The organism is Opitutia bacterium KCR 482, assembly GCA_029269845.2.
Classification (GTDB): Bacteria; Verrucomicrobiota; Verrucomicrobiia; order Opitutales; family Intestinicryptomonadaceae; genus Merdousia.
Genome location: CP149973.1, coordinates 2,153,444 through 2,178,708, shown reverse-complemented (window position 1 = coordinate 2,178,708; position 25,265 = coordinate 2,153,444). Strand labels below are relative to the sequence as shown.

General features: G+C 57.2%; 17 protein-coding genes. 10 read left to right on the top strand and 7 right to left on the bottom strand.

Annotated features, from left to right (window positions below):
• Positions 1-6 precede the first annotated feature (6 nt).
• The 10 genes from P3B99_009340 (at position 7) to P3B99_009295 (ending at position 10,296) form a co-directional block, all read left to right on the top strand.
• Positions 7-924, top strand: coding sequence for a DUF58 domain-containing protein (locus tag P3B99_009340; GenBank protein WYJ07400.1), 918 nt, complete (start codon positions 7-9; stop codon positions 922-924).
• Complete coding sequence (locus P3B99_009335; GenBank protein WYJ07399.1) at positions 921-1,715, top strand: hypothetical protein; 795 nt, start codon at positions 921-923, stop codon at positions 1,713-1,715. The genes P3B99_009340 and P3B99_009335 overlap by 4 nt, the downstream gene beginning before the upstream one ends.
• Entirely contained in the window at positions 1,712-2,743 is a 1,032-nt protein-coding gene (locus P3B99_009330) for a VWA domain-containing protein (GenBank protein ID WYJ07398.1), read from the top strand. The genes P3B99_009335 and P3B99_009330 overlap by 4 nt, the downstream gene beginning before the upstream one ends.
• Positions 2,740-5,337 carry a VWA domain-containing protein gene (locus tag P3B99_009325; protein WYJ07397.1) on the top strand — a complete coding sequence of 866 codons (2,598 nt, stop codon included), beginning with the start codon at positions 2,740-2,742 and terminating at the stop codon, positions 5,335-5,337. Before P3B99_009330 ends, P3B99_009325 begins: the two co-directional genes overlap by 4 nt.
• Positions 5,337-7,214 (top strand): BatD family protein, encoded by a 1,878-nt coding sequence (locus tag P3B99_009320; protein ID WYJ07396.1) that lies wholly within the window; start codon positions 5,337-5,339, stop codon positions 7,212-7,214. The genes P3B99_009325 and P3B99_009320 overlap by 1 nt, the downstream gene beginning before the upstream one ends.
• A complete protein-coding gene (locus P3B99_009315; protein WYJ07395.1) occupies positions 7,211-7,957 on the top strand; it encodes a hypothetical protein in 747 nt (248 codons plus the stop codon). The genes P3B99_009320 and P3B99_009315 overlap by 4 nt, the downstream gene beginning before the upstream one ends.
• 102 nt (positions 7,958-8,059) lie before the next feature.
• Positions 8,060-8,800, top strand: a complete 741-nt coding sequence (locus P3B99_009310) for an acyl-ACP thioesterase domain-containing protein (protein ID WYJ07394.1) — start codon at positions 8,060-8,062, stop codon at positions 8,798-8,800.
• Positions 8,801-8,831: 31 nt separating this feature from the next.
• The gene (locus tag P3B99_009305) at positions 8,832-9,368 is read left to right on the top strand and encodes a hypothetical protein (protein WYJ07393.1); all 537 of its coding nucleotides are present in this window, start codon (positions 8,832-8,834) and stop codon (positions 9,366-9,368) included.
• A gap of 4 nt (positions 9,369-9,372) precedes the next feature.
• Complete coding sequence (gene gmk / locus P3B99_009300) at positions 9,373-9,960, top strand: guanylate kinase (protein ID WYJ07392.1); 588 nt, start codon at positions 9,373-9,375, stop codon at positions 9,958-9,960.
• 126 nt (positions 9,961-10,086) lie between these two features.
• Positions 10,087-10,296, top strand: a complete 210-nt coding sequence (locus P3B99_009295) for a hypothetical protein (protein WYJ07391.1) — start codon at positions 10,087-10,089, stop codon at positions 10,294-10,296.
• 46 nt (positions 10,297-10,342) lie between these two features.
• On the opposite strand, the gene P3B99_009290 is transcribed toward P3B99_009295, so the two are convergent.
• The 7 genes from P3B99_009290 to P3B99_009260 form a co-directional block, all read right to left on the bottom strand.
• Complete coding sequence (locus P3B99_009290; GenBank protein ID WYJ07390.1) at positions 10,343-11,191, bottom strand: PfkB family carbohydrate kinase; 849 nt, start codon at positions 11,189-11,191, stop codon at positions 10,343-10,345.
• Complete coding sequence (gene shc, locus P3B99_009285; GenBank protein ID WYJ07389.1) at positions 11,192-13,228, bottom strand: squalene--hopene cyclase; 2,037 nt, start codon at positions 13,226-13,228, stop codon at positions 11,192-11,194.
• Between the two features lie 204 nt (positions 13,229-13,432).
• Positions 13,433-18,097 (bottom strand): hypothetical protein, encoded by a 4,665-nt coding sequence (locus P3B99_009280; protein WYJ07388.1) that lies wholly within the window; start codon positions 18,095-18,097, stop codon positions 13,433-13,435.
• Between the two features lie 248 nt (positions 18,098-18,345).
• On the bottom strand, positions 18,346-19,863 hold the full coding sequence (locus P3B99_009275) for a TolC family protein (GenBank protein WYJ07387.1): 1,518 nt from the start codon (positions 19,861-19,863) through the stop codon (positions 18,346-18,348).
• A 4-nt stretch (positions 19,864-19,867) separates the two neighbouring features.
• The gene (locus P3B99_009270) at positions 19,868-23,134 is read right to left on the bottom strand and encodes an efflux RND transporter permease subunit (protein WYJ07386.1); all 3,267 of its coding nucleotides are present in this window, start codon (positions 23,132-23,134) and stop codon (positions 19,868-19,870) included.
• 16 nt (positions 23,135-23,150) lie between these two features.
• The gene (locus P3B99_009265) at positions 23,151-24,401 is read right to left on the bottom strand and encodes an efflux RND transporter periplasmic adaptor subunit (GenBank protein WYJ07385.1); all 1,251 of its coding nucleotides are present in this window, start codon (positions 24,399-24,401) and stop codon (positions 23,151-23,153) included.
• A 128-nt stretch (positions 24,402-24,529) separates the two neighbouring features.
• Positions 24,530-25,255 (bottom strand): hypothetical protein, encoded by a 726-nt coding sequence (locus tag P3B99_009260; GenBank protein ID WYJ07384.1) that lies wholly within the window; start codon positions 25,253-25,255, stop codon positions 24,530-24,532.
• Between the last annotated feature and the right edge of the window lie 10 nt (positions 25,256-25,265).

Below are 25,265 nucleotides of genomic sequence, written 5' to 3'. Positions count from 1 at the left end.
GCTGTTATGGGCGACAAAATCACAGAAATGCTCAAAAAGGTGCGGCAGATAGAAATCCGCACCAACAGGCAGGTCAGCGAGAACCTCGCGGGCGCGTACCGCAGCGTCTTCAAGGGGCGCGGCATGGACTTCGAGGAGGCTCGCGAATACCAGCCCGGCGACGAAATCAGGTCTATCGACTGGAACGTAACCGCCCGCACGGGCAAGGCGCACGTCAAGAAATACCGCGAAGAGCGCGAGCTTACCATGATGCTGGCAGTAGACCTCTCGGCAAGCGGACAGTTCGGTAGCGGCGACTCGTCGAAGCGCGAAATCGCGGCGGAAATCGCGAGCACGCTGGCGTTTTCGGCGGCGCGGAACAACGACAAAGTCGGACTTGTGCTCTTCACCGAAGACGCCGAACACATCATTCCGCCGCGCAAGGGCAGACGCCACATTTTGCGGCTTATCCGCGACATTCTCGCGTTCGAGCCGCAACACAGGGGCACGAACATCGCCCGCGCACTCGAAGAGGTAAACCGCATACTAAAACGCAGGGCGATAGTCGTGCTCGTCTCGGACTTTCTGCAAGGGCCAGACGGAAAGATTCCCGACCCGGAGGGAAAATCTGAGGTCTTCAAAGCCCTCGACATCACGAACCGCAGGCACGACCTCGTCTGCTTCGAAATCGTAGACCCGCGCGAAACCGTTCTCCCCGCGCTCGGAGTGCTCACTCTCGAAGACTCCGAAACGGGCGAAATAGTCTCGCTCGACACGTCGAGCACCGCGGTTCGCAAAACCTACGCCGAAATCAACGCGCGGCGGCTCGCCGACTTCAAGCGGGCACTCGCGCGGTCGAAAATCGACCTGCTTGAAATCAGAACAGACAAGCCTTTCATAACGCCTTTGAGAAAGTTTTTCGAAAGACGCGCAAAACGCCAATGAAAAAAATTTTGCACATAACTTGCGCCGCGCTAGCGGCAACGGCGGCGTACGCGCAAGCCCCGCAAAACGGGGCTTCCGCGCCTTTGCAAATTCCCGCGCCCGCCGCGCAGATGTTCGGAACGCCCGCGCAGTCCGCGCCGAATTTCGCGCAACCGCAAAGCTTTGCAAACCCGCTCGGAACGCCGAACGCGCAGGCTGAACAGCCCAAACCCGACCCCGAAAAATTCGCCGCCCTCTTCCCAGAAATCGAGGGCGCGACCGATAAAATCGGGCGCGGCTTCGCCGAAAAATACGGCGCGTGGATTGCCGCCGCCGCCGCGCTTGCCGCGATACTTGCGGCGTTCGCGCTAAGGCGCAAAAAGACGCCCGCAGTCCCGCCCGCCGAACGCGCGACAGCCCGCATAGAGCTTGCCCGCGACATCTCGCAAAAGCTCGGCGCAAAGGCGTACGCCTCGGAGGTAAGCCAGGCTGTGCGCGACTATATAGAAGAGGCGCACGACATTCCCGCCCCCGAACGCACGACGGAGGAATTTCTGAAAATCGTCTCGGAGTCCGACGAATTCGACGACGGAGGCAGGGAGTCGCTCAAAAAAATACTCACGCTTGCCGACATGGCGAAATTCGCCCAACACGTTTTCGCAAACGCGCCCGAACTCGCCGAAACTGCGCTCGCGTTCGTCGATAGCGACGACGCGAAAACCGCCGAACGCCGCAAACAAAAAGACGCCGATTCGAAAAAATCCGCGCCCGAAACTCCCGACTCACACGAAGCGAAAGGAGACGCGCAATGACTTTTGCAAACCCCGAATTTTTGTGGGCGCTGCTCGTCCTCCCCGTGCTCGCGCTGCTTCGCGGCGCGGGCGGCAAAAGCGGCTCGCTGATTTTTTCGAGCGTGGCGGTAGCAAAGGACGCAGCAAAGCGCAACCGCGCGGCGGTCGGACTTTGGAAATTCCCGCTGACGCTGCTTGCGCTCGCCCTGCTTATCGTCGCCCTCGCCCGCCCGCAAATCGGCACGGGATACAGCGTGCGCGAGGAAAGCGGAATCGACATCGTGCTCACAATCGACGTTTCAGGCTCAATGGCGGGTCTCGATTTCTCCGCATCGCGCAAACGACCGATGACACGCCTCGACGCCGTCAAGGAAGTCGTAGACGCGTTCGTCGAAAAACGCCCGAACGACAGAATCGGCATGGTGGCGTTCGCGGCGAACTCGTTTTTGGTCTCGCCCATGACGCTCAACCACGACTGGCTGAAACAGAACCTCGAACGAATCGAAATCGGCGTAATAGACGCCAACAGAACCGCGATAGGCTCGGCAATCGGCATGAGCGTAAACAGACTGCGCGACCTCAAAAACGCGAAGTCGCGCGTGGTGATTCTGCTGACCGACGGCGAAAACAACGCGGGCAAAATATCGCCCATTGCCGCCGCCGAAGCCGCCGCAACCTACGGCGCAAAAATCTACGCAATCGCCGCCGGCAGAAGCGGAATAGTGCCCGCCGCCGCGCTCGACGCCGACTCGCGCGTGGTCCGCGACCGCGCGGGCAACCCCGTCTACGGCGGCGACATGCGCAGCGACGTGGACGAGGAAACCCTCAAAAAAATCGCCGAAATCACGGGCGGCAAATTCTACCGCGCAACAAACCTGCGCGAGCTTGAAAACATTTATTCCGACATCGACAGGCTCGAAAAGACGGCGGTCAAGCTCCGCAACTTCACGTCGTACCGCGAGCTGTTCCAGTGGTTTGCGGGCGCGGGGCTTGCGCTGCTTGCGCTCAAACTGGCACTCGTAAACACAAAATTCGAAACACTTCCATGAGCTTCCATTCAATAAACTGGCTTTACGCTGGAATCGCCGCAACCCTTGCGGTTGTCGCGCTATTCGCGTGGGGCGAACGCCGCCGCAAACGCCTGCTCGCGGAATTCGCGTCGGCAAAACTTCTGCCCGAACTTTCGCGCACGGTAAGCCCCGCAAAAAAATTCGTCAAAAAGACGCTCCTTGCGCTGGGAATTTTCGCGGTCTTCGTCGCCCTCGCCCGCCCGCAGTGGGGATACCATTGGGCGGAAAGCAAAACGCGCGGAATCGACATAATTTTCGCAATAGACACGTCCAAAAGCATGCTCGCAGAAGACGTAAAACCGAGCCGCCTCGAACGCGCAAAACTCTCGGTGCTCGACCTCCTCGACGCGCTCGACGGCGACAGAATCGGAATAGTCGCGTTCAGCGGACAGGCGTTCCTGCAATGCCCGCTCACGCTCGACTACGACGCGTTCAGGCTCTCCCTCGAAGCCCTCGACACAAACGTAATCCAGCGCGGCGGAACGAACATCGCCGCGGCGATTTCCGAAGCCGATGCCGCATTCGAAAAAACCGCAAACCACAAAATCGTCGTTCTCATAAGCGACGGCGAAGAGCTTGAATCTTCGGCGGTGGAACGCGCGAAACAGGCGGCGAAAGACGGCGTGGTAATCTACACGCTCGGAGTCGGCGGGGCGAAAGGCGAACCAATTCCCGTTCGCGACGCCGGCGGCAGACTCGTTCAGCTGCGCGACGAAAACGGGAAAATCGTCGCAAGCAAACTCAACGAGGCGGTGCTTTCCGAAATTGCAAAATCCACCGGCGGCTTCTACGAGCCGCTGTCGGCAAACGGCATGGACGCAATCTACGAAAACGGGCTGAAAAAAATTCCGCAACGCGAACTCTCCGCCCGCATGAAACAGCTTGCAATAGAAAGATTCCAAATACCGCTGGCGGCGGCGATAATCCTGCTTGCGCTCGAATCGCTCGTGGGCACGCGCAGATTCTTCGCGGGCGGAAAATCGGGCAGGCTCGCGGCGTTGGCGTTCGCGGCGGTTTCGGCGGCGGCGCTCGTCTCGCCCCAAAACGCCCGCGCGGATGAGGACGCGCCCGATGCCCAAACCGCGCAAACCGAAGCTTCCGAAAAATCGGCGGAAGCGCAGACGGACGGCGCGGAGAAAAAGCCGAAATCCGCCCCCGCAGAACCTGAGAACCCAAGCCCGCGCGAAATCTTCAACAGCGGTATAGACCTGCTTGCAAAGGGCGACACCGCCGCCGCGCGGGAAAAATTCCTCGACGCAATAAAGGCAGAACCCTACGGCTTCGCCCTGCACGCAAAGGCTTTCTACAACATCGCAAACGCCGACTACGCCGACGCAAAGCATTCGCTCGCCTCGGCGGAATCCGCCAACGAACTCGGCGCAAAAGCCGCGCAGCTCGACCAAGCCGAAGCCGCGGCGGTGTCGGGCGGAACGGTTCTGCTGCAACAGGGCGCGCCGCTTCTGCAAAAGGAGCTTGAAACGGTAAAGGCGGCAAAGACCGACGAGGAAAAAAAGAAGGCGTTGGAGTCGTCGCCGCTCAAAGACAAGCAATTCCAGCAAAGCCTGAAACAGGGAATCGCGCAGTGCGAAGCCGTCGAAAAGCAGTCGGCGGAGCTTGCTGGGAACGCCTCGCAAAACCTCGAAAAATGGAATAACGCGAAAAAAATTCTCGACGGCGCAATCGGCGGATACAAAAGCGCGGCGGAACTCGACCCCGCTTTTAACGCCGCGCAAAACAACCTGCAATCCGCGCTTGTTGCCGAAAAAAATCTCGACAACGAAACGTCGAAAATAAAAAAACTTTCCGACGCCATCTCCTCCGACGCCGCAAAACAGCGGCTCGCGCGGCTCGCAAAACTCAAAGAAGAGCTGAAAAAACTTGTCCGCGACGACAACAATCAAAACCAAGACAAAAACCAGAACCAACAGCAGAACCAGCAACAAAATCAGAACCAACAGCAGAATCAAAACCAGCAGAACCAACAGCAAAATCAGCAACAGAACCAAAACAAAAATCAGGACAAGAACCAACAGCAAAACAGCCAACAGAATCAGCAAAACAAGCAAAACGACAAACAGGACAAACAGCAAAATAATAGCAAGGACAACAAAGAGCAAAATTCCGACAAGAACAACGACAGGCAAAATTCCCCCGACAAAAACGACGCCTCCCAAAACGGCGGACGCCAAGACAAGCCGCAAAACGGCGACGAACAAAATCGGGACGAACAGGCCGTAGACAACAAAAAACCGCAGGAGCAAAACGGCAAGCCAGAGCAGTCCGAAAGCAAAGAAAATCGGGGGCAAGACAAGCGGGAGCAGAACGCGGGCAACGAGGAGCGCGAGCTTCCCGCCGAGCAAAAACAGGCGGAAAAGAAGCAGGCGGCAGCCGCGCAAGCCGCCGAAAAAGACGCCGGAAAAGACTCCGAAAATTACAGGTCGGCGGTCGGCGCAATGACAAAAGGCGAGGCGCGGCAACTGCTGGAATCGATGAAAGATTCCGACAAAGTCCTGCCCCTGCGCGGCTACGGCGAACAACGGAACAGATTTGAAAAGTCCTACAAGGATTGGTAATGAAAAAAATATCGGCAATCATTTTATATTCCATTCTATCATACGCGGCGGCGTTTGCGCAGTCGGTTGAAACGTCGGGGTTCTCCCCAAAGGCGATTCCACCGAACGGCACCGCCCGCTACACGCTGAGTTTCAAAGACGTCAAGGGAAGCGCGGACATCTCGAAAATTCCGCTGCCCGACGGCCTGCAAATCGTGGGGCAAAGCTCGTCGCGGAACATGTCGATTATAAACGGCTCGGTCTCGCGCGAGACGTCGGTTGTGCTCACAATGCGCGCCGACCGCGAGGGAGAGCTTACAATCCCCGAATGGGAGGCGGAAATCGGCGGAAAGAAATATAAAATCGCGGCGGCGACGCTCACGGTAGACAAGTCCGCGCCCGCCGAAAGCGGCGGCGACGACCCGTTTGCAGACCCCTTCGGCGGCTCGATTTTCGGAAGCGACCCGTTCTTTTCGCGGCAGAGCGCGCAACGCCAAATACAGCGCAGACAGCAGGCGAGAAGCCAGATTCAAAGCTTCGAGGCGAACCTCAAAAACAACGCGAAACTCGAAATAAAACTTCCGCGCGAAAAGATTTACGTCGGCGAATCCGTGCCGTGCGAGCTTGTGTTTTCGTTCGACAAAAGCCTGTCGGAACGCGGATTCACGCTAGCGCAACTCCTGCCCGAAATACAGAAGGCGGACGCGTTCGACTGCCCCGCGTTCTCCGAAAAACCCACAATTTCCTCCGACGGCAACCGCGTTCTCGTGAAATACACCACGGCAATCACGCCGCTCAAAGCGGGAAGCTACGACCTCGACATCTCCGCGCGCGGCGTGTTCCAGCGCGAGCTTCGCGCCGACGACCTCGCGGGAATGTCGATTTTCGACCGCATGATGTCGTTCGGCGGCGGCACTCCCGTAGACTTCAAAATCGACATGCCGCCGAAAAAAATCGACGTGCTCGAACTGCCCGAAAACGGCAAGCCCGCCGACTTCACAGGCGCAATCGGAACGTTCTCGCTCGAAAACGCGGCGGTAGAGCCGGACGCGCTGACGGTCGGCGAACCCTGTACGATTACCGCGAAAGTCGTGGGCGTGGGCAACTTTCCGCGAATCCGAGAGCCGAAGCTCGACGCGGGCGCGGACTGGAAAACCTACAAGGCGAAGTCGTCGTTCACCGACGAAAGCAACGGGCTTTCCAACATCGGAATCAAGACTTTCGAATACACGGCTGTTCCCAAAAAGGCGGACATTCCGACCGCCCCGACGGTCAGGTTCAACTACTTCGACCCCGTGGGCGAAAAGTACGTCGAGCTGAACTCCGCGCCGCTTCCGATAAGCGTCGCGCCTACGGGACGCTCGAAACGCGCCGCGGAAACGGAGCAGTCAAGCCCCGCGCCCGCGTTCGACAAAATAGCCGAAACCGCCGCGCACTCCTCCGACGCGCGGCTGCTCGAATCGCCCTATTTCTGGGGGGCGCAAATCGTGTTCCTCTGCGCGGTGGCGGCGTTCGTAATGTTGCGGAGGGAGTCGCTGCGCAAAATCAACGACGTCCGCTACGCAAAGAAAATCGCCGACAGAAAATCGGCGGCAAAGCACCGCTCTCTTGCGGCGGCGGCGGCAAAGCGCGGAGACTTCAACGCGTTCTTCGAGGAGGCGCGCCGCGCCCTGCAATTCGCGGTGGCGGCCGACAGCGAACGCTCGGCGGAATCGCTAACCGCCCGCGACGCCGCCGAAATTCTCGCCGAAACCAAGCCCGACGCCGATGTCGGCGGACTGCGGCTGTTCTTCGACGGCGCGGACGCGCTGGCATTCGGCGGAACAGACACTTCGAAGCTCGACATCAAAAAGCTCGACGCGCAACTCGGAACGCTCGTCGGAAAACTCTCCAAATGAAAACTGTGAAAATTTTACGGACAATCATCATGATTGCCGCCGCAGTGTTTGCGGCGGCGACGGCGGGGGCGCAGACCGCGCGGGAATATTTCGCGCTCGGCAACAACGCATACAAGGCAGGCGACTACGCCCGCGCTCTCGAAAACTACTCGCTTGCCGAAAAAAACGGCTTCGACTCCGCGGAGCTGTACTTCAACAAGGCGAACGCCTTTGCCAAGCTCGACCGCAGGGGCGACGCGCTCCTGAACTACAAACGCGCGGTCTACAACGCCCCGCGCATGCGCGAGGCAACGGCAAACCTTGCCATGTACGCAAAGGACAACTCGCTCGAATCGGGGCTGGAAGCCTTCAAAACGCCGCTGATTGCCGAGCTTTCCGAATCGGAGTGGGCGACGGTGTGCTTCGTGTCGTTTTGGGCGGCGGTGCTGCTTGTGTTCGTTCCGCCGCTTTACGGCAAACGCCCGCCAGCGACGCTGTTTCTCGCGATAGTTTTTGCGGCGGCGTTCGCGGCGGCGATTCCGTCGATTCTCGACTGGCGGAATTTCGCCGACACTGCGGTCGCGCTGAAGCCCGACACAAAACTCGCAGTCTCTCCGACGAAAACCGCGCCCGCCGCCGCCATCGTAGACGCGGGGCAATGCGCGAAAATCCTGAAATCGCGCGGCGGCTACCTGTACCTCGAAACGAAAAACGGCAAGCGCGGCTGGGCGGCGGCGGCCGACTTTGCGCCGACCGTCGAATAATACCGCCTGATGTTTTCAGACAAATCATGATATTCAGCGCCCCGAACGCCGTTCGGGGTTTTTTGTTGAAAATCTGGCGCGGCGGAAGTTGAATTGCGGGAAATGGAAAATTCGCACAAAACAAGCTACAAGGTGAGAATTGCCGACGCCGACAGATTCGGGCGGCTCAAAGCTCCCGCGCTCCTGCAAATGTTGCAGGAAATCGCCACCGAGCACGCCGAAATTCTCGGAGTTGCCTACAACGACCTCAAACCGAAAAACCTCGGCTGGGCGCTCTCGAAAATCGCCGTTGAAATCGAAAGAACTCCGCGCTGGGGAGAGCGCGTCCGCATCGAAACGTGGGCGTCCGACCGCGACAGAATCGCGACCTACCGCGAGTTCGCGGCAACCGACGCCGACGGCAAGTCCCTCTTCACGGCGCGTTCGCAGTGGCTGCTCTTCGACGTGCTCGCAAGGCGCATCGCAAAGCTCGACAGACTGCCCGACTGGCCGCGCAACCCCGCCCACGCAAACGCGGTCTCCTTCGACGAAAAATTCGGCAAGCCCGACGAGTCCGCCCCGAATCTTAGCGTCCGCAAATTCGAAACGCTCAACGACAACATCGACCTAAACGGGCACGTCAACAACACCGTGTTCGCCGTCTGGGCTTCGGAAACCGTGCCCGACAGTTTCGCCGAACTCCGCAAGCCCGCAAAAATTTTCGCAAGCTTCATGGAGGAGGTTCAGCCGAAATCGGCGGTGTCCGTCGTCGGTGAGGTGCGCGGCGAATCAACCTACGCGTCAATCCGCTCCGAAACGGGGCGGGAGCACGCCCGCGTGAGGATTGACTGGCAAATGGCTTGATTTCCGCGCCCAATTTTGATTCATTTGCGCCATGACTTTGTATCAATCCACATATCTGTTCGCGCTGATTCTCGCCGCGCTCGGACTGTCGTTCGCGCTGTTTCCGCAACGCTTCGAAAAATGCGCGTTCGCGTTCCTGCGCAGCACAAAAGCCGCGGTAATCACATTCGGCGGAAGCGGACTCTGGTTTCTCTACACGCTCTCGCAGCTGGGCGAGTCCGACTTCGGCAACATCAAGGGACTGCTGATGGCGGTCTTCGGCGGCGCGGGAATCCTCGCGTTCTTCTACCTTTCGGACTTCCTTTCGGTGCGCGGGCTGTGCGTGTTCTCGCTGCTGCTCTCGCGCGAATTTCTCGACTCCGCGTTCATGCAGGAGCCGGCGTCGAGGCTCGTTCTCGTAAGCCTAACATACGCGCTCGTCGTCGCCGCCCTCTACCTCGGCGCGGTGCCGTACAGACTCCGCGACTTCCTGACATTCCTCTACGAAAAGCCCAAACGCGCCCGCGCGTTTGGCGCGGCATCGCTTTTTTGCGCCGCCGCCCTCGTAATAGCGTCAACCACATATTAATTCCATGTCCGGCAAAAACATAATTTTAATCATCAGCGGCCCCGCGGGAAGCGGCAAAAACACCGTCGCCGAAAGGCTGATTTCCGAGTTCGGGAACGTCAAGCGCGTAATCACAAGCACCTCGCGCCCGCCGCGCGGCGCGGAAATCGACGGCGTAGACTACCACTTTCTTTCGCCCGAAGCCTTCGAAAAGGCAATCGCAAACGGCGAATTCTACGAATACGCAAAAGTGCACGACCGCTACTACGGAACGTCGAAAAAGGCGGTTCACGACAGCCTTGCGGCGGGCAACGACCTTGTCCTCATCATCGACGTTCAGGGCGCGGACACATGGCGGAAAATCGCCTCGCAAAACCCCGAAATCGCCGAAAGGCTCACAAGCGTTTTCGTCGCGCCCGACTCCATCGCAGAGCTTCGCAAGCGGCTCGTCGGCCGCGCCACGGAGTCCGAAGCCGACATCGACCGCCGCATGAAAACCGCTGTCGACGAATTCAAGCAGGCGGACAAATTCGACAGGCGCATTGAATCGAAGACGAAAGACGAAGACTACGCCGCCCTCAAAAAAATCTATTTGGAGCTGAAAAACCGATAGCGCGTACGGGAATGCCCCCCAGAAAAAAAGATAAAAATTTATATTGTATATTTTTTCTGCGGGTTTTAGCATTTATTCATGAACGTCAATCGGGTAAAAATTGTTTTCGAAATAGACAACAAAACATTGAACGCGCTGCGTATGTTTGCCGACATGCTCGATTTTTCCCTCGAAGAATACATCGAAGACTATTTGGAGTGGGAATTCAAAGAGCAACCCGATTTGAATCTTGAATGCGACTGCGGCGCGGGCGCAAAGCGCAAAAGCGGCGGCTTCAAAATATCCGTCCGAAAGCAGTCCCCAACGCGCGTCGGCGCGTTTTCCGTGCGGCTGTAAAAAAAAGGCGTCCGCAAAACGGACGCCGCCCTTCAAAAAGCCGAAATTACAGGCAGAACGCGCCCCTGTGCGAGCAGACTTTCGCCGCGAGTTGCGAGCCTTTTTCCGCCGCTTCCTCCGCGCCGCCGCCGCCGAGCAGCGACATCGTAAAGCCGGCAAGAAACGCGTCGCCCGCGCCGACGGTATCGACAATTTTCACCTGCTTTGCCTTGCCCATGAACATGCCGCCCTTTTCGAAAACGGTGTAGCCCTCGCTTCCGCGCGTGAGGATTAGGTATTTCAGGTTGAACGCGCCGAAAACGAATTTTGCCCGCATGAGGGAGTCGCCCTCGTAGCGGAAAATCTTGCAGATCTCGTCAAGCTCGTACTCGTTCATTTTTGCGACGTCCGCGCGGGACAGCGAAAAGTCGAGAATTTCGCGGTTGTAGAAATCGAGGCGCAGATTGACGTCGAGCACTTTGAGGCACGAGGCGGAACACGCGTCGAGAAGTTTTGCGAGCGTGTTGCGCGAAACCTGCGAACGCTGGGCGAGAGTGCCGAACGAGAACGCGTCGGCGGACGCCGCGGCTTCGGCGGCGCGGGGTTCGTATTCGATGAAGTCCCACGCGCAGTCTTTCAAAAATTCGTAGGTCGCGCTTCCCGAAGAATCGAGCAAAACCTTTGCCTCTCCCGTGGGACGCGCGTTTGCCGACACGAGTTCGGTAGAAAGCCCCCGCGCCGACATTGTTTCGAGCGCGCCCATTCCGTTGGCGTCGCGCCCGACCGCGCCCACGATTTTTGCGTCCGCGCCGAGGCTCGAACAATAATAGGCCGAGTTGAGCGGCGCGCCGCCGAGGACTTTTCCGTCGGGAAAAACGTCCCACAAAATCTCTCCGAACGATATTATTTTCTTCATCTATTTTCCTTGCTTGCGTGATGCCAAATATTTTTCGGCGCGTCCTAGCGCGGTAATCGGGAAATAGTGTCTGTACCAGTTGTAGTTGAGCATGAAGCCGCGGGCAAGCTCCTTGCCCTGCGGGAGCGGCGCGCCCTTGCGCAAATCCACCTTTGCGCCGAGTCCGTAGCCGGGGAAGCCCGTGCCCGTGTAATAGGGTTCGTCCCAAGTGCCGTCGGCGCGTTGGGAATCGCACAGGAATTTGCAGCCGCGGGCGATGCATTCGTCGTAGTTTTTGTCGTCCGCCGACATAATCGCCATGAGCGCCCATGCGGTCTGCGACGCCGTCGAGGGAATGCCCGTGCCCGAATATTTCGGCTCCATGTACGAGGCTATGCTTTCGCCCCAGCCGCCGTCGGCGTTCTGCTTTGAGGCAAGCCATTCGAGGGCGCGGCGGATTTGCGGCGTCTCCTTAGTGTCGCCGACAGCCGTAAGCGCCGGCAGAACTCCGCAAGTGCCGTAGATGTAGTTGACGCCCCAGCGTCCGAACCACGAGCCGTCGTCCTCCTGCTCGTCGTACATGAATTTTATTGCGCGGGCGATTGCGGGGTGGTTGCGCGAGAACCCGCACATTGCGAGGGCTTCGACGACGTGCCCCGTGAGGTCCGCGCTGGGAGGGTCGAGCATTTCTCCGAAGTCGGCGAAGGGAATTTTTGTAACAAGCTCGCGCGTGTTGTCGCGGTCGAAAGCCGCCCAGCCGCCGTTCGGGTTCTGCATTGCAAGAATCCAGTTGACGGTTCTGCGGATTGCCGAGTCTACGCGGCGCGCGCGCGTGCTTTCGCGCGGAAGAAGTTTTTGAATGCGTTTGAGCGCGCAGATTGCGATTGCCGCGTCGTCGATGTCGGGGTAGTAGTTGTTGGCGCGTTCGAACGCCCAGCCGCCGGGCTCGACGTGCTTGCCCACCATCACGGACCAGTCGCCGTGGTAGCGGTTTTCCTTAGCCAGAACGTAGTCGAGAGCTTTGAGAAGCTCGGGGGAAGTTCCGGGGGTTTCGCCAGCGTCCATGAGCGAAATCATCGTAAGGAAAGTGTCCCAAACGGGGCTTTCGGAAGCTTGCAGCATTATGCCCTCGCCGCGGGGCACCTGCCAGTGCAGGTTGAACGCGTCGATTGCCCGCGACATATTGATTTGGTCGAGCGAGAAGCCCTCGACATACATCGTGAGAATGCCGTAAATCCACGGGGGCTGAATGCCGCCCCACGCGCCGTCCTCGTCTTGGTGCTCGAGCATCCATTGGAGCACGAGCTTGATTGCCGACTCTCTGAACGGCTTAATCGGGAAGCGGTTGTACGCGTGTAGGGCGTGGTCGAGCTTCATGAAGAGGTTGTCCCAGCTTATCGCCTTGTGGCTCTTGCGTTGCAGGCGGTAGTCAACCTTGTCGCGGCCTTCGGGGAAAAGCTCGTCGAGGCGGAGGTTTTCGGGCAGCTCTTTAATCGGGCGGCGCGAGCAGAGAATTGTGATTGGCATCATTGTGGCGCGCGCCCACGAAGCGAAGTCGTAAATATTGAACGGGCACCATTTGGGCAGGAAAACGATTTCGGGCGGAATCACGGGCGTGTGCGCCCACGGCCATTCGCCGAACAGCGCAAGCCAATATTTTGTGAACACGCGGATGCGCTCTGTCCACTTGTTTTCGATGAGCCATTTGCGGGCTTTTGCAAGCGCGGGCTCGTCGGGATCGAAGCCGCTGACGCGGAGTGCGAAGTAGCATTCGAGGGTCGTGTTGATGTCGCCCTGCTCCGAGCCGTAGTAGACGTCCCAGCTGCCATCCTCGCGCTGCCTGTCGAGAATGTATTGGAGGACTTTCGTCTTTTTGTGGTCGTCGAAGTCGATGAATTTCATCGCAAGAATCCACTGCGCCTCCATGCAGCAGTTTGTTTCGAGCGGGCCGCACCACATGCCGTCGTCCGCCTGTCTGATTTTCACCCAGTCTATCGCCGCGCGCAAAGTTTCGCGGATTGTTTTGGGTTTCGATACTTCCTGTTTGCTTTCCTGCATGATAAAAAAATCTGTTCGCCTTTTATTACATAGATTTTCCGCGAATTGTCAACAGATGTTTCCGCGCGCAAAATCCCGATTTGCCCCGCATTTTCCATTCGGAAAAATCGGCGGCGAACAAAAGCGGGAACGCCCCAAAAGCCGAAGCCGCGCAAAAAAATCCGCCCGATTTTGTCGGGCGGATTGTCTTCAAAAAAGTCTGCGCTACTTGGCGAACACCGCCGCCATTTCGCTTGTGTTCGAAATCGACTCTCCGCTTGCGCTTGTAGATTTTTTGTTGATTATGCCCGACGCGTATGTTTCGGAGACGAAGCAGAAGTTGAATTCGACGTCGATTTTCGAGCCGTCCGAGAACTTTCCGTTCACCTTGAATATCGCGCAAGACTGCGGCCTTCGGAGGTAGGAGTATGTGCAGCTTGCGGTCTTGCCGTCAACGGTGAGGTCGCAATTTTTGCCGCCCCTCATTACCACTTTGTAAGTAAGTCCGTCGGTCGAAACCGCAGTGAAGTCTTTGGTCATTTTGTCGGGGGCGACACCGCCGCCGATTTGTTCAACAGTCCCTATGTAGACGGTTTTGTCGTCCGTAAACGAAGCGGTTGTCGCGCCGTCGTCGGAGAATCCCAACGCGCCGATAATTTCCTTCGTTTCGGTTTTGCCGTCGATAACCGTCGTATAAGAGAAGTTCAGGTAGCCCGTAATCGAGCTTGACCTGTTGTACCAGTACGACGCCGACTTCACGTAGGTTTTTGTCGGGTCCATGTTGCTTGCGAAGATTTTCAGACCGTCGCTGCCCTGGAAGAGCATGTGGAGCGTCGGGTACTCCTCTTCGTCGTCGGCGCGGAAGACAATGCCAGTGCCCGCAATCGAAACGGGCGCGAGAGCCTCGCCGATTACGACGTTGATTACGGGCGTGTTCACCGCCGAAACCACGCTGCCGTTTTTGTTCGAGACCGTGCAGAAATACGATTTCCGCGCAATCTTGACGCCGTCCACAACCCACGTTTTTTCCGAAACGTTCGGCTTGTAGGATTTCGATTTCGCGTTTCTGATTTCCGCAAACGCGCCGCCGTCTACGCTTTCGTACCACTGGTATGTCGGCGAGTAGCCCGTAGCCTCGACGTTAATCGAGAACGGGAATTTGTACGACGCGCGGAATGTCGCAGCTCCCGCCGAGCTTGCGCTTACGTCCATCGAATAGCCGCCTTCCTCCTTGATTTGAATCTTGGAGATTCCGACAGCCTCCTGAACGTTTACCGTTGCGGTTTTTGTCGAAATTGTGCCGATTGCCGTGCCGTCGGCGAGGCGGCTCTGGACGCTGCACGAGACCGTTCCGCCGATGAGCGCTTCGGTAAATTCGTAGGAGAGCGTAGGCTCTGTGGTTTCCGTGGTGAACACCACGTTGCCTTCGGCGTCGCGGATTTCCCAGATGTATTTGAGGTTGCTTCCCGTTGCGGACACCGAGAATTCCGACGTCGTGCCGCTAACGGAGACCACCGCCTGCGGGCCTTTTTTCATCACGGCGGACTCTATGACAGTGAGCGTGGCGGCGGCGGATTCGGCGAACTCGCCATCTGCGTTGCCCGCGTTGGCTACAAGGCACTTGTACTTTGCGCCGCTGAGCGAAACGTTCGGACGCGAGACCACAAGTTCCTTCTTGCTGCCGTTTACCTTTACAAAGCCCTTGCCGTCGTTCCTGTCAACATACCACCTGTAAGTGAGCTTGATGCCGTCGTTGTCGTAGGTCGTGTTTGCGACGAACTTTACGGAGTCGGTATTGGCGCAGGTGATGTCGGCGATTTTGGAAACGTCGGCGTTCGTCATCGGTTTAAGAAGCTTTACCTTGATTCCGTCGAGCTTGACCGTGCCCGCGGGGTTGGTTGCCTCGCACTTGTACACGCGCGAGAAGTCCGAACCCACAAGGCGTTCGGTGGTGTATGCCGCCGACTTCGCGCCGTTGATTTCGTTCCAGTTTTTGCCGTTGTCTTCGGAGAAGAACCACTTGTACTTAATAGAGCCGTAGCCCGTAGCCTTGACCGCGAACTTGCCCCTGCAAAGCGAATCCGCCCGCGACGCGTCCGCGCCGTCGAACGCGCAGAGAACGCTCTTGGAGGTCAGCCCGATTGCCGTGAGCGCGCATGGGGTTATTCTTATCGTTTTGGAAATCGATACCGGCGCGTTTTCGCCGTTGCCGCTCCAAACAAGGCAGCGGAAGTTTGTGGGCGCGGACAGAGAAGAACCCGCAACGTTGAGCTTCAAAACGGACTCTTCGGCGGCGATTTTAGCCTCCGCCGTTTCGTCTACCCACGCCTTGTTCTCGTAGCGTTGCCACTTGTAGACAATGGACGTGTCAGCCCGCGCCTTGACGGAAACCTCCACGGAGGAGTTTTCAAAGACGTACGCGGGTTTGGAGACTTCCGAAAGCACGGTCTTTTCGTTGACCGAAAGCGTGGCTGTTTCCGAAACGAGCCAGTCGGACAGTCCGCCGTTTAGAATGTAGCACCTATATTTGCGGCCGTCCATGGCCTTTGTCGGCTTGGATACGGAAAGGCTTGCCTTTGACGCGCCCGAAACCTCTTTCCAGACGGAGGATTTCGGCTCGCAGTATTCCCACTTGTAGTATATGCGCGAAGCCCCCGACGCCTTGACCGCGAACTTGGCGTTTTTGCCGATAATCACGGTTGTGGATTCGGGCTGTTTGTCGTACTGCGCGGTCTGTTTTACGACCATCGTGGCGGCTTTTGAATACGTTATGTTGGATTCTCCGCCGTTCGAAATTGCGCACCTGTACTTCATGCCGTTTCTTTCGAACTCGGCTTTGGAAACGATAAGCTCATTCGACGTTTCGGTGTCGATGTTAATCCAAGATTTCGAGACGGCATCGTAGTACTGCCAGACGTATTGGAGGTCATAGCCAGTAGCCTGAACTTCGAATTTTGCGTTGCCGCCGCTGAACACCGTGCATTTTACGGGCTGAACGGTGAATCTGGGAATTTCCCTAACGGTGAGCTTTGTCGCCGCCGTTTCAAGTTTGAATTCCGCGCTAGAAAGCACGCACTTGTATTCGCCGCCGTCGAGGTTCATAGCCCCCTTGACTTTGAGCGTGCGGCTCGAACCCGAAATTTTGGAGAATTCCGCCGCACCCTTCGCCTTGTAATACCAAGCATAGGAAAGCTTCGAGCCGGTGTTGGAAACGGCGTCGACCGAAAGCGCAACGGTGCTCTTTTCGTAGGTTTCCGCCGTTTCGGGGAGGTTCGCGTTTATTTCGATTGCGGGCTTTTGCGCGATTGTAGCAACCGACGATTTTTTGGTGTTTTTGCCGTCGGTTGCCACACAGTAGTACTGGTCGCCTACCATGTCGGAGGTAAACGTAAATTCGTAGGTGTCGGTGTCGCCGTCAACGAGTTCGAACGCCGACGATCCGTTTTTCTTCCAGTACCATTTGTAGGAAATTTCGGGCTTGTCGAGCGGCGAGTCAATCGAAACCTCGAATTTGCCCTTGCGGTTTTCGACAACCGCAAGCTCTGCGGGGAGGTCTTCGCGGAAAGTGATGTTCGTTTCGAGTGCGACGGTCGTAGTTGTGGATTTCACCGTGAACGTGCCGTCGGTCGCCTCGCAGTAGTACTGGTCGCCGACCATCGTTTCTTCGAACGTAAACGAGTACGACTTCGAGTTTTTACCGAGCGGCGCAAATTCGGATTCGCCTTTCTTTTTGCAGTACCATTCGTAGGTTGTTTTGGCGTTTGCCACGGGCGACTTGGCCTCGAAAGTCATGGTCGTTTTTCTGCCCTTGTACGCGCCGGTCGTCGAGGGGAGGTCGGTCGAAACGGTGTAGTCGGAGTTCAGCCACCAGCCGCTTACGCTCTTGCCGTCGGCGTCGGTCGTCGTGCCTTTTACGAGCTTGAAGTTGGAAATTTTCGCCCCGGCAGCCGTCGTGCCGACAACATCTACATATCCGAATTTGGAAGCCGAGCTTCCCGTGCCCGACACCTTGATTTTGTCGTCGGCAAAGCGCGACGTGAGGTTCGCCGTAAAGAAAATTGCGTTGTTTCTGAAATTTTCGACCGTGATTGACTGCTTTGATGTGGAATCTATGAGCCTCGTTTTGTCGTTGCTTGGCGCAATGTCCGCAAGAATCAGCCTTGCCGACGAATCCGTAATTGCGAAGCGCAGGTCGGAATTTTTGTTTTTTTCGAAAACCACGTTCCTAATTCTCTGCGGCGCGCCGAGCTCTATTGTAAACACGCCGCAGTCGTTGTTAATCATCATGGAAACGTCGGCATTGTACGAAACAACGCCCTTTGAGTTTATCGAATTGCCCAATGCCCACGGGGCGTTGAGGACAAGCTTGGGGTTCGCGCCCTTTACGCCGCGCTCCTGAATGCCGCCGTCCAAAATAAGCGAGCCTTTTTCGGCTTGGTCGGACACCGTGAGAGTGCCGCTTTTGATTCGCAGAGAGGTCTTTGTGTTGGTTTTCAGCGAACCGTTTACGGTGAAGTCCGCATTCGAGAACGTCACGACCGCGCTTCTCATTTTGATGTCCAACGCGCCGTCGATAGTGCCCTTCGCGAACGACGGAACTTCCGCCGAATTGCGATTCACAACGGAAGTGAGCGTAAGAGTCTGCCCCTCGTTTACAACCAGCGTTCCCGGGGCTTTTAGAAGGTCGCCGCTGACGTTCTTTTTAAGCTCCCACGAAACGTCCACCGTGAACGTTTTTCCGTCGGGAATTGCCCAGTAGTCGGAATAGGAAGTTATGGGATTTAGAATGGAGGAGGAGGTGATGCCCGAAAGCGTACCCTCCAAATTTCTGACGGCGAAAGCCGACGAAGCCGCAAGAGCCGCGGCGAAAATGGGAATCAATTTTTTCATGGGATACAAGGGATATATAAATATTCTTTTTTATAATCAGTTAAAAGCACTGCGCGGAAATGTCAAAGGATTTTTTGAGTATCGGAACGCGCAAAAACCGCAAAAAAGCGCGTCATGCCGACGCGCCGGAATGCGGAAATTTGCGTCTTTTCAGAATCGCCTCCGAGCTTGGATTTGAACCGCCCCCCGCTTTGGGCGCAATGCCATTGCGAACCGCCCCCCGCTCGGCTTTGCGGAAGCCCGCGAAGCTAAATTCCGTTTGCCGAAACCGCTCCGACCGCGTGCGAGAGCCTTGCGACGGCAATCGCAAGCGACGACCGCGCGTTGACGTTCGACTGTCTTGCCGACGCCAGACGGGTCTGCGCGTTCAGCAGGTCGGTGATTGAATTTACACCGTTTGCAAAGCCGATTTTCGTAGCCTCGTACGCCTCCGACGCCGCCTCCACGCTCGCCTCCGAGCTTGCAATCTGTTTGAGCGAGCTTTGGTAGACGTGGTAGTACGCCCAGATGTCGGAGATAATCGAAATTTCCTCCGCTTTAAGCTGTTGCGCCTGAGCGCGTTCGGCGGCCTTTGCGCCGATAAGCTCGTATTTGCGGGCAAAGCCCTCGAAAATGCTCCAGCTTGCGGCAAGCCCGAACTGGTACTGGTAGGCGTCCTCGCGCGGGGTCTCGGTGTACCACATGTACGACGCGCTGCCCTGCGCGTTCAGTTGGGGAAGGAAGTCGCGCTTGGCGGTTTTGACGTCGCTTTGCGTTTTGCGCAACTTGGCGTAGCCCGCCAGCAGCGACTGCCTCGACCTCATCGCCTGCGCGACAAGCTCGTCTATCCTCTTTTCCGACGCCGTGGGAATATTGACGTTCTCCGAAATGTTGCGGAGGTCGGCGGCGTTGACGCCCATTGCGTTTGCGAGGTTTGCGCGGGCGGTCTCCACGTCTGACTTTTTGCTTTCGAGCGTGAACTCTGCGGTTCTAAGCGACGCCAGCGCGTTCAGCATGTCCTGCTTGTTGCCGACGCCGTCGCGCAGTTTGCGGTCTGCCGATTCGTACGAAGTTTTGGAGTCCTCCACGTCGAGCTGCGCCGCCTTGACGCTTCCCAAAGCCGCGTAGTACCGGAAGAACGCCACGTTTACGTTAAGGAACACGTCCTGCAAAGCCTGATTGTATTCGAAGTTCGCCGCGCGTAGAGCCTCGCGGGCGGATTCGACCTGCGCCTCGCGCTTGCCGAAGTCGAACAGCAGCCAGCTTATCTGCGCCGACGGCCCGTAGGCGGTTTCGTAGTACGCGCCGACGGGCACGAGGCTTGCCGCGCTCGTCTTTGTTTTGTCGCGGTAGACCTGCGCCCCGACCGAAACCTGCGGGTAGTACGACGCCTCCGCCTTGCCCTGCGCCGCCGCGTACTGCTTTGCCTGAAACCAATACATGCGGGTTGTGGGGTTGTTTTCGAGGGCGATGTCGATGAGTTCGGGAAGCGTAAGTTCGCCGCCGGCAAGCAGTTTTTCGGAGGGCGTAAGGTTGCGCGGCGCGGCTTTTTGCGCGCCGTCCGACGCCGCCTCCCCGCCCTTTTGCGCCTTTTCGGTAGCGTCTTCCGACTTCTCTATTTTGTCGGTTTTTATCTGCGACGGCTTGTAGTATTCGGAAGGCATTGCGTCTTTCGGAGCTTTCCAATAGACGGACGGCGTTTCGGCGACCTCCCTGTCAACATTCACGCAACCGCACGCGAAAGCCGCGGCAGAGACTGCGGAAAATGCCAGAATTCTGTTTTTCATAAAATCAGTCCTCGTTTGAATATGAGATGTGTCCGCGAGCGAAGAACGGAATTTTATCGAGAACGCCGCGCTGGAACTTGTCGAACCACAGGTAGATAACGGGGGTTACATAGAGGGTAATCAGCTGCGAGAATATCAGCCCGCCGACCACTACAACTCCGAGCGGAATGCGGCTTTCGGAGTCCGCCTTGCCCCAGCCGAGCGCAATCGGGAGCATGCCCATGAGCGCCGCGAACGACGTCATGATAATCGGGCGGAAGCGTTCCATGCATGCCTCGTGGACTGCGTCGCGCGGGCTCATGCCGCCTGCCTCGCGCATGATTGCAAAGTCGATCATCATGATGCCGTTTTTCTTTACAATGCCCATGAGCATGAAAATGCCGATTGCCGAGTAAATCGAAAGCTCCATATCGAACAGCCAGAGGCTCGCCAAGCCGCCCACGACCGCAATCGGGAGCGCGGAAAGCACCGTCCACGGGTGGACGTAGCTCTCGTAGAGAATGCCCAAGATGACGTACATCACGAACACCGCCACCCCGATGAGAACCATGAGGCTGCGCATTGTCTGCTGGAATGTAACCGCCTCGCCGATGAACATGCCGTTCACGCCGTCGGGCAGAATTTTCGGGGCTTCGGCGTTCACCCAGTTCACGACGTCGCCGATTGCGACGCCGTCAGCGAGGTCGAAGAAGAATGTTACCGACGGGAAGTTGTTGAGGTGGTTGATTGCAATCGGCGCAAGGATAAGCTCGCTCGTGGAAACCGCGCCGAAGGGAATGAGGTTCGAGAGCGTGTAGGCGGGGTTCGGCTCTTCGCCGCCGCCGGTGAGCGTCTTTACGGGATAGCCGCCCGTAAGGTACTGGTCTATCGAGAAGTTCAGGTCGTCGAGGCTGTCCTGAAAACCGTCGTCGGCGAGGGTGTCCTGCATGATTGACCAATACTGCTGGAACGGCGATTTAATCAGGTAGAAGAACGACTTTGCGAAAGACTGCCTGAACACTTCCGAGTACGAATTTACCGACAAGCCCACCATCGCCGCCTTGTCGCGGTAGGGTTTGAGGGTGATTTGCGGGTTGTCCAAGTACAAGTCCTTCTGAATGTTCGAGAAGAACGCGCCGCGCTTCGACGACAGGAATTTCTCGAAATTCTCCGCGGCGGCGTAGAGTTTCTCCTGATTCATCGAGGTTATTGCGTACGCGTATTTGCCCTGCTGTGTGCTTGTTGCGCCCGTCGAAATGTTGAGCGTGGGTTCGGGAGCGAACGCCGAAACAACCCCAGGGAGCATTGCGATGCGCCCGTTGATTTCGTCGGCTACCTCCGCAATCGGCTTGCGTTTGTCTTTGTCCTCCAAAACTATGTAGCCGAAGCCCATGTTCTGGTTGATGAACGCCGAGACGCCCGAAACCATGACGAAATTCTTGACCGCGGGATTCGACGAAACTATGCCGGAAATCCTATCCTGCATTTTGCCGATTTCCTTCGGCGAAGTCTTTGTGTTCATGATGAACACGCCCTGCATGAAGCCGCTGTCGCCCGTGGGGAAGAAAATCTGCGGAAGCGCGGAGGCAAAGTAGAACACGCCGTAGAGACACGCGCCCATAATGGCGAGCGTCAGCACGTTCTGGCGCAACATCCACGAGAGCGACGGCGAATAGAAGCGCAGGAACGCCGCCTCCAACTTGTGCGCCACGCGCTCGACGGGAGTTTTGTCGGAGTAGTCTTTTGTGCGTTTTTGGAGCACGCGCGAGCACAGCATCGGCGTAAGCGTAAGGCTCACCACGCCCGACATGAGCGTCGCCACGATAATCGTTACCGAAAATTCCTTGAAGACGCGCCCCATGATTCCGCTCATGAACGCAAGCGGAATGAATACCGCCGCCAGCGAAAGCGTCATACTGAGAATTGTGAACGAAATTTCCGAAGCCGATTTGAATGTCGCAACCCTCGGCGTTTCGCCGAAGTCTTCCATTCTGCGGACGGTGTTTTCGAGAAACACGATAGCGTCGTCCACAAGGAAGCCGATTGCCATCGTAATTCCCATAAGCGAAAGGTTGTTTATAGAGAACCCGAAAGCGTACATGAAAATGAACGTAAGCAGAATCGAGAACGGCAGGGCGACGGTCGGAATGAGCGTGTCGCGGAAGCGTCCGAGGAACATGAAGATGACGAACACTACGAGCACGAACGCAATCATCAGCGTTTCCTTTACGTCGTTGATGTTGTCGATAATGAGCTTGGAGCCGTCGTAGAATTCGTAGAGCTTGATTGATTCGGGAAGTTCGGTCTTGAACTTTTCCATCATCTTTTTGATGCCCGCAACGGTGGTCACGGCGTTGCCGTCGGCGCGTTTTCTGATGCCCATTGCGATTGAGTCCGTAGCGGAGGTCGCGGGGGCGGCGCGGTTGAAGAACGAAATGTTGAGCGTGTCGAACTGGATTGAATCAAGAGCCTTGGCGATGTCGCGCAGGTAAATCGGCGAGCCGTCCTTGAAGCCTACCACAAGCGATTCGTAGTCCGCGGCGGTCGAAAGCTGGGTATCGGGGAAGAGGACGTACTGGGTCGTCGGGCCGTTGATGTTGCCCGCGCCAATCATGTTCGTCGAGCGCGAAAGCGCGGCGGAGAGGTCCGACATCGTGTAGCCAAGATTGTAGAGCTTCTTTGCGTCTACCTCAATTCTCACGGCGCGGGGGGCGGCGTAAATATCGACTTTCGACACGCCCTCGACCATGTTGAGCTGCTGCGCGACCTGCGAATACGCGTAGTCGTACATTTCGCCCGCTGTCATGCCGTCGCTTGTGACGGAGATGATGTAAATGGGCATGTCGTTGGGATTGTCCTTCGTGAACGAAGGCGGCGACGGCAGGTCGGCGGGGAGGTTGCCCATTGCGCGCTGGATTGCGCTCTGCACGTCGGTCGCCGCGGCGTCGATGTTTTTGCTGAGCGCAAATTGCAGCACTATGCTCGTAGAGCCCATGCTGTTGCGGCTGGTAATCATCTCGATGCCCGGAATCTGCATGAACTGCTGTTCGAGCGGAGAGGCGATGTTCGCGCCCATAATGGTCGGATCCGCGCCGGGGTAGCTGACGCTTACCTGAATTACGGGGTAGTCCACGCCGGGGAGCGCGTTTACGGGCATCTGCTTGTAGCAGAATATGCCGAAGAACGCGGCGGCAACGGAAAGCAAAACCGTCATGACCGGACGGTTTATGAAGAGGTCGGAAATCGATTTGCCGCCCGATTTCGTCGCGTGGGGGGTTGTGTCGTCGGACATGTCGAAAATCTCCCGATTATTTGCCCTGTTGTTTTGCGGCGGCCTTCATCATTTCGGCTCTGAGAGCGTCGGCAATCTGCGCCGATTCCGCCATGAATTTGCCGACGGCTTCGGGCGTCGTGAGCGGCTTGCCGTCCGCGCCGATTACGACGCCGTCGGGAGTTGCGTTATAAACAAAAGGCCCCGCCTGAAGCCTGAGCTGGCTGACTTCCCGCACAACCAAATCGCCCGCCTTCACGCCCTTTACGAGCCTCAAAGTCTTGTTGTCGTAAAGCTGTCCCTTTTCGACCTGAACGAGCTTGACGATGTAGACGCCGCCCTTGTAGGGAGTCGCAACATAGACGTACGCGCCGAGCTTGTTTGTCTGCACGCATATGTCTGGGACAAGCACGCCGTCGGATTTCTCCAAGTCGAACAGCACCCTGACCGACTGGTTCGGCCAGAAAAGCCCGTCGGCGTTGGGGAGCGTACCGCGCAGAATTGCCGTGCCCGTTTCGTAGCGCATTTTGTTGAGCACCACGTTGACCTCCGCCTTGCGCGAGAGGTTCGCCTTGTCGTCCTCTATAAAGGAAACCGTAATGCCGAGCTTGCCGCCAGACGCCGCCATGAGCTTGCGCACTTCGTGGAGGCGTTGCGAGGGAATGACGAAGTCCACAAAAAGCTCGTCCACCTTTTCGATTGTCGTGATAATCGAAGAGCCGGCCGCAACGACGTTGCCCGCGTCGATGTTGAAAAGCCCCGCCTTGCCGTCCGTGGGAGCGGCGACGTCGCACCAGCCGAGGTTGATTTTCGCGGTTTCGAGAGCCGCCTCGCATGCCTCTACCTGCCCCTTGTCTACTTCGACTTTCGCGACGAGGGTGTCGAAAGTCTGCTTGTCTACATAGTTGTCCTTTGCGAGGGTGCGGTTGCGCTCCACCTGTAATTGGTCTATTTTAAGCTGGGCTTTCGCCTGCGCAAGGTTGCCCTCCGCCTGTTTGACGGCGGCGGCAAACGGACGCTTGTCTATCACCGCGAGAATGTCGCCCTTTTTCACAAGGTCGCCCTGCTTGAACCTGATTTCGGAAATCTGCCCCGAAACCTGCGCCACCACGTTTACGCTGCTGCGCGAAGCTGTCGTGCCGAGAGTCGAGATGTACGCCGGCACTTGGCGTCCCTCCGCCTTGACGAGAACCGCGGGAGTCGGGGGAATCGACTGCTTTTTTACTTCCTTTTTTTCGCACGCGCAAAGGGCGAGCGCCGACAGGGTAATTATCAATGCTTTCTTCATAAATGCTCTTTCCGCCGCGTGTTCACGGAACAATGCGGCATTAAAAAGGGTACAAGAATCCGCCAAAATTCGGAAGAGTCAACATAATATTCAAATATGCCAATCGGAAAAAACGCGCCGCACAAAATTCAAATGCGCTGTAAATAAATCTTGACCCATTCGAGCGCAAGCAGGGCGGCGGCTATGTAGAACGTATTTACGCGCCCGATTTTTCGGGGGAGCGATGCAAAAAATTTCAGGCTACCTACAAAAAATTCGCGGGCGGAAAGTTCGTTTTTCCACGACGAATCCTCCGCAAACGGAACTTTCAGAAAAACATGCCGCGCCGCAAGGAAGAACAGCGCAAATTTCGCAAGCCGCTCCGCGGGCACTACGGCGTCGAGGTGGAGCGAAAATTCGGAATACCCGAACGCGACCGAAAGCCAGCCCGTCGCGACCGAAAAGAACGAGAACAGCCCCGCCGACCACACGCACACCCGAAACCAGTCGCGGGCGCCGAACGCGCCGTTTTTGCGGAAGCGCACCGCAAGCCAGCAGAGGATTCCGAAAGCGCAGACGGAAAACACCGCGTCGAAATACACGTTTACAAAAATCAGAACGTCGGAAAGTATTGTAAAAAACAGACCCGAAATTTCGTGCAAAACGCGGTCGTCGAAGCTCGCAAAAATCTCGCCGCGCGGCTTGCCGCGCTCCGCCGCTCCGTACTGGTAGAGCCTGTACCCCGCCCTCGCCGCCGTGTGCAAAAATATCAGAACCGCAACAAACGCAATCTGGATTGCGGGAACTGCCGCAAGCACGTAAAACAAGGCGCGCCCCACGAGCGAGCGCGGATATTTGAATTCGGTTGATTCCATCGGAAGAGTT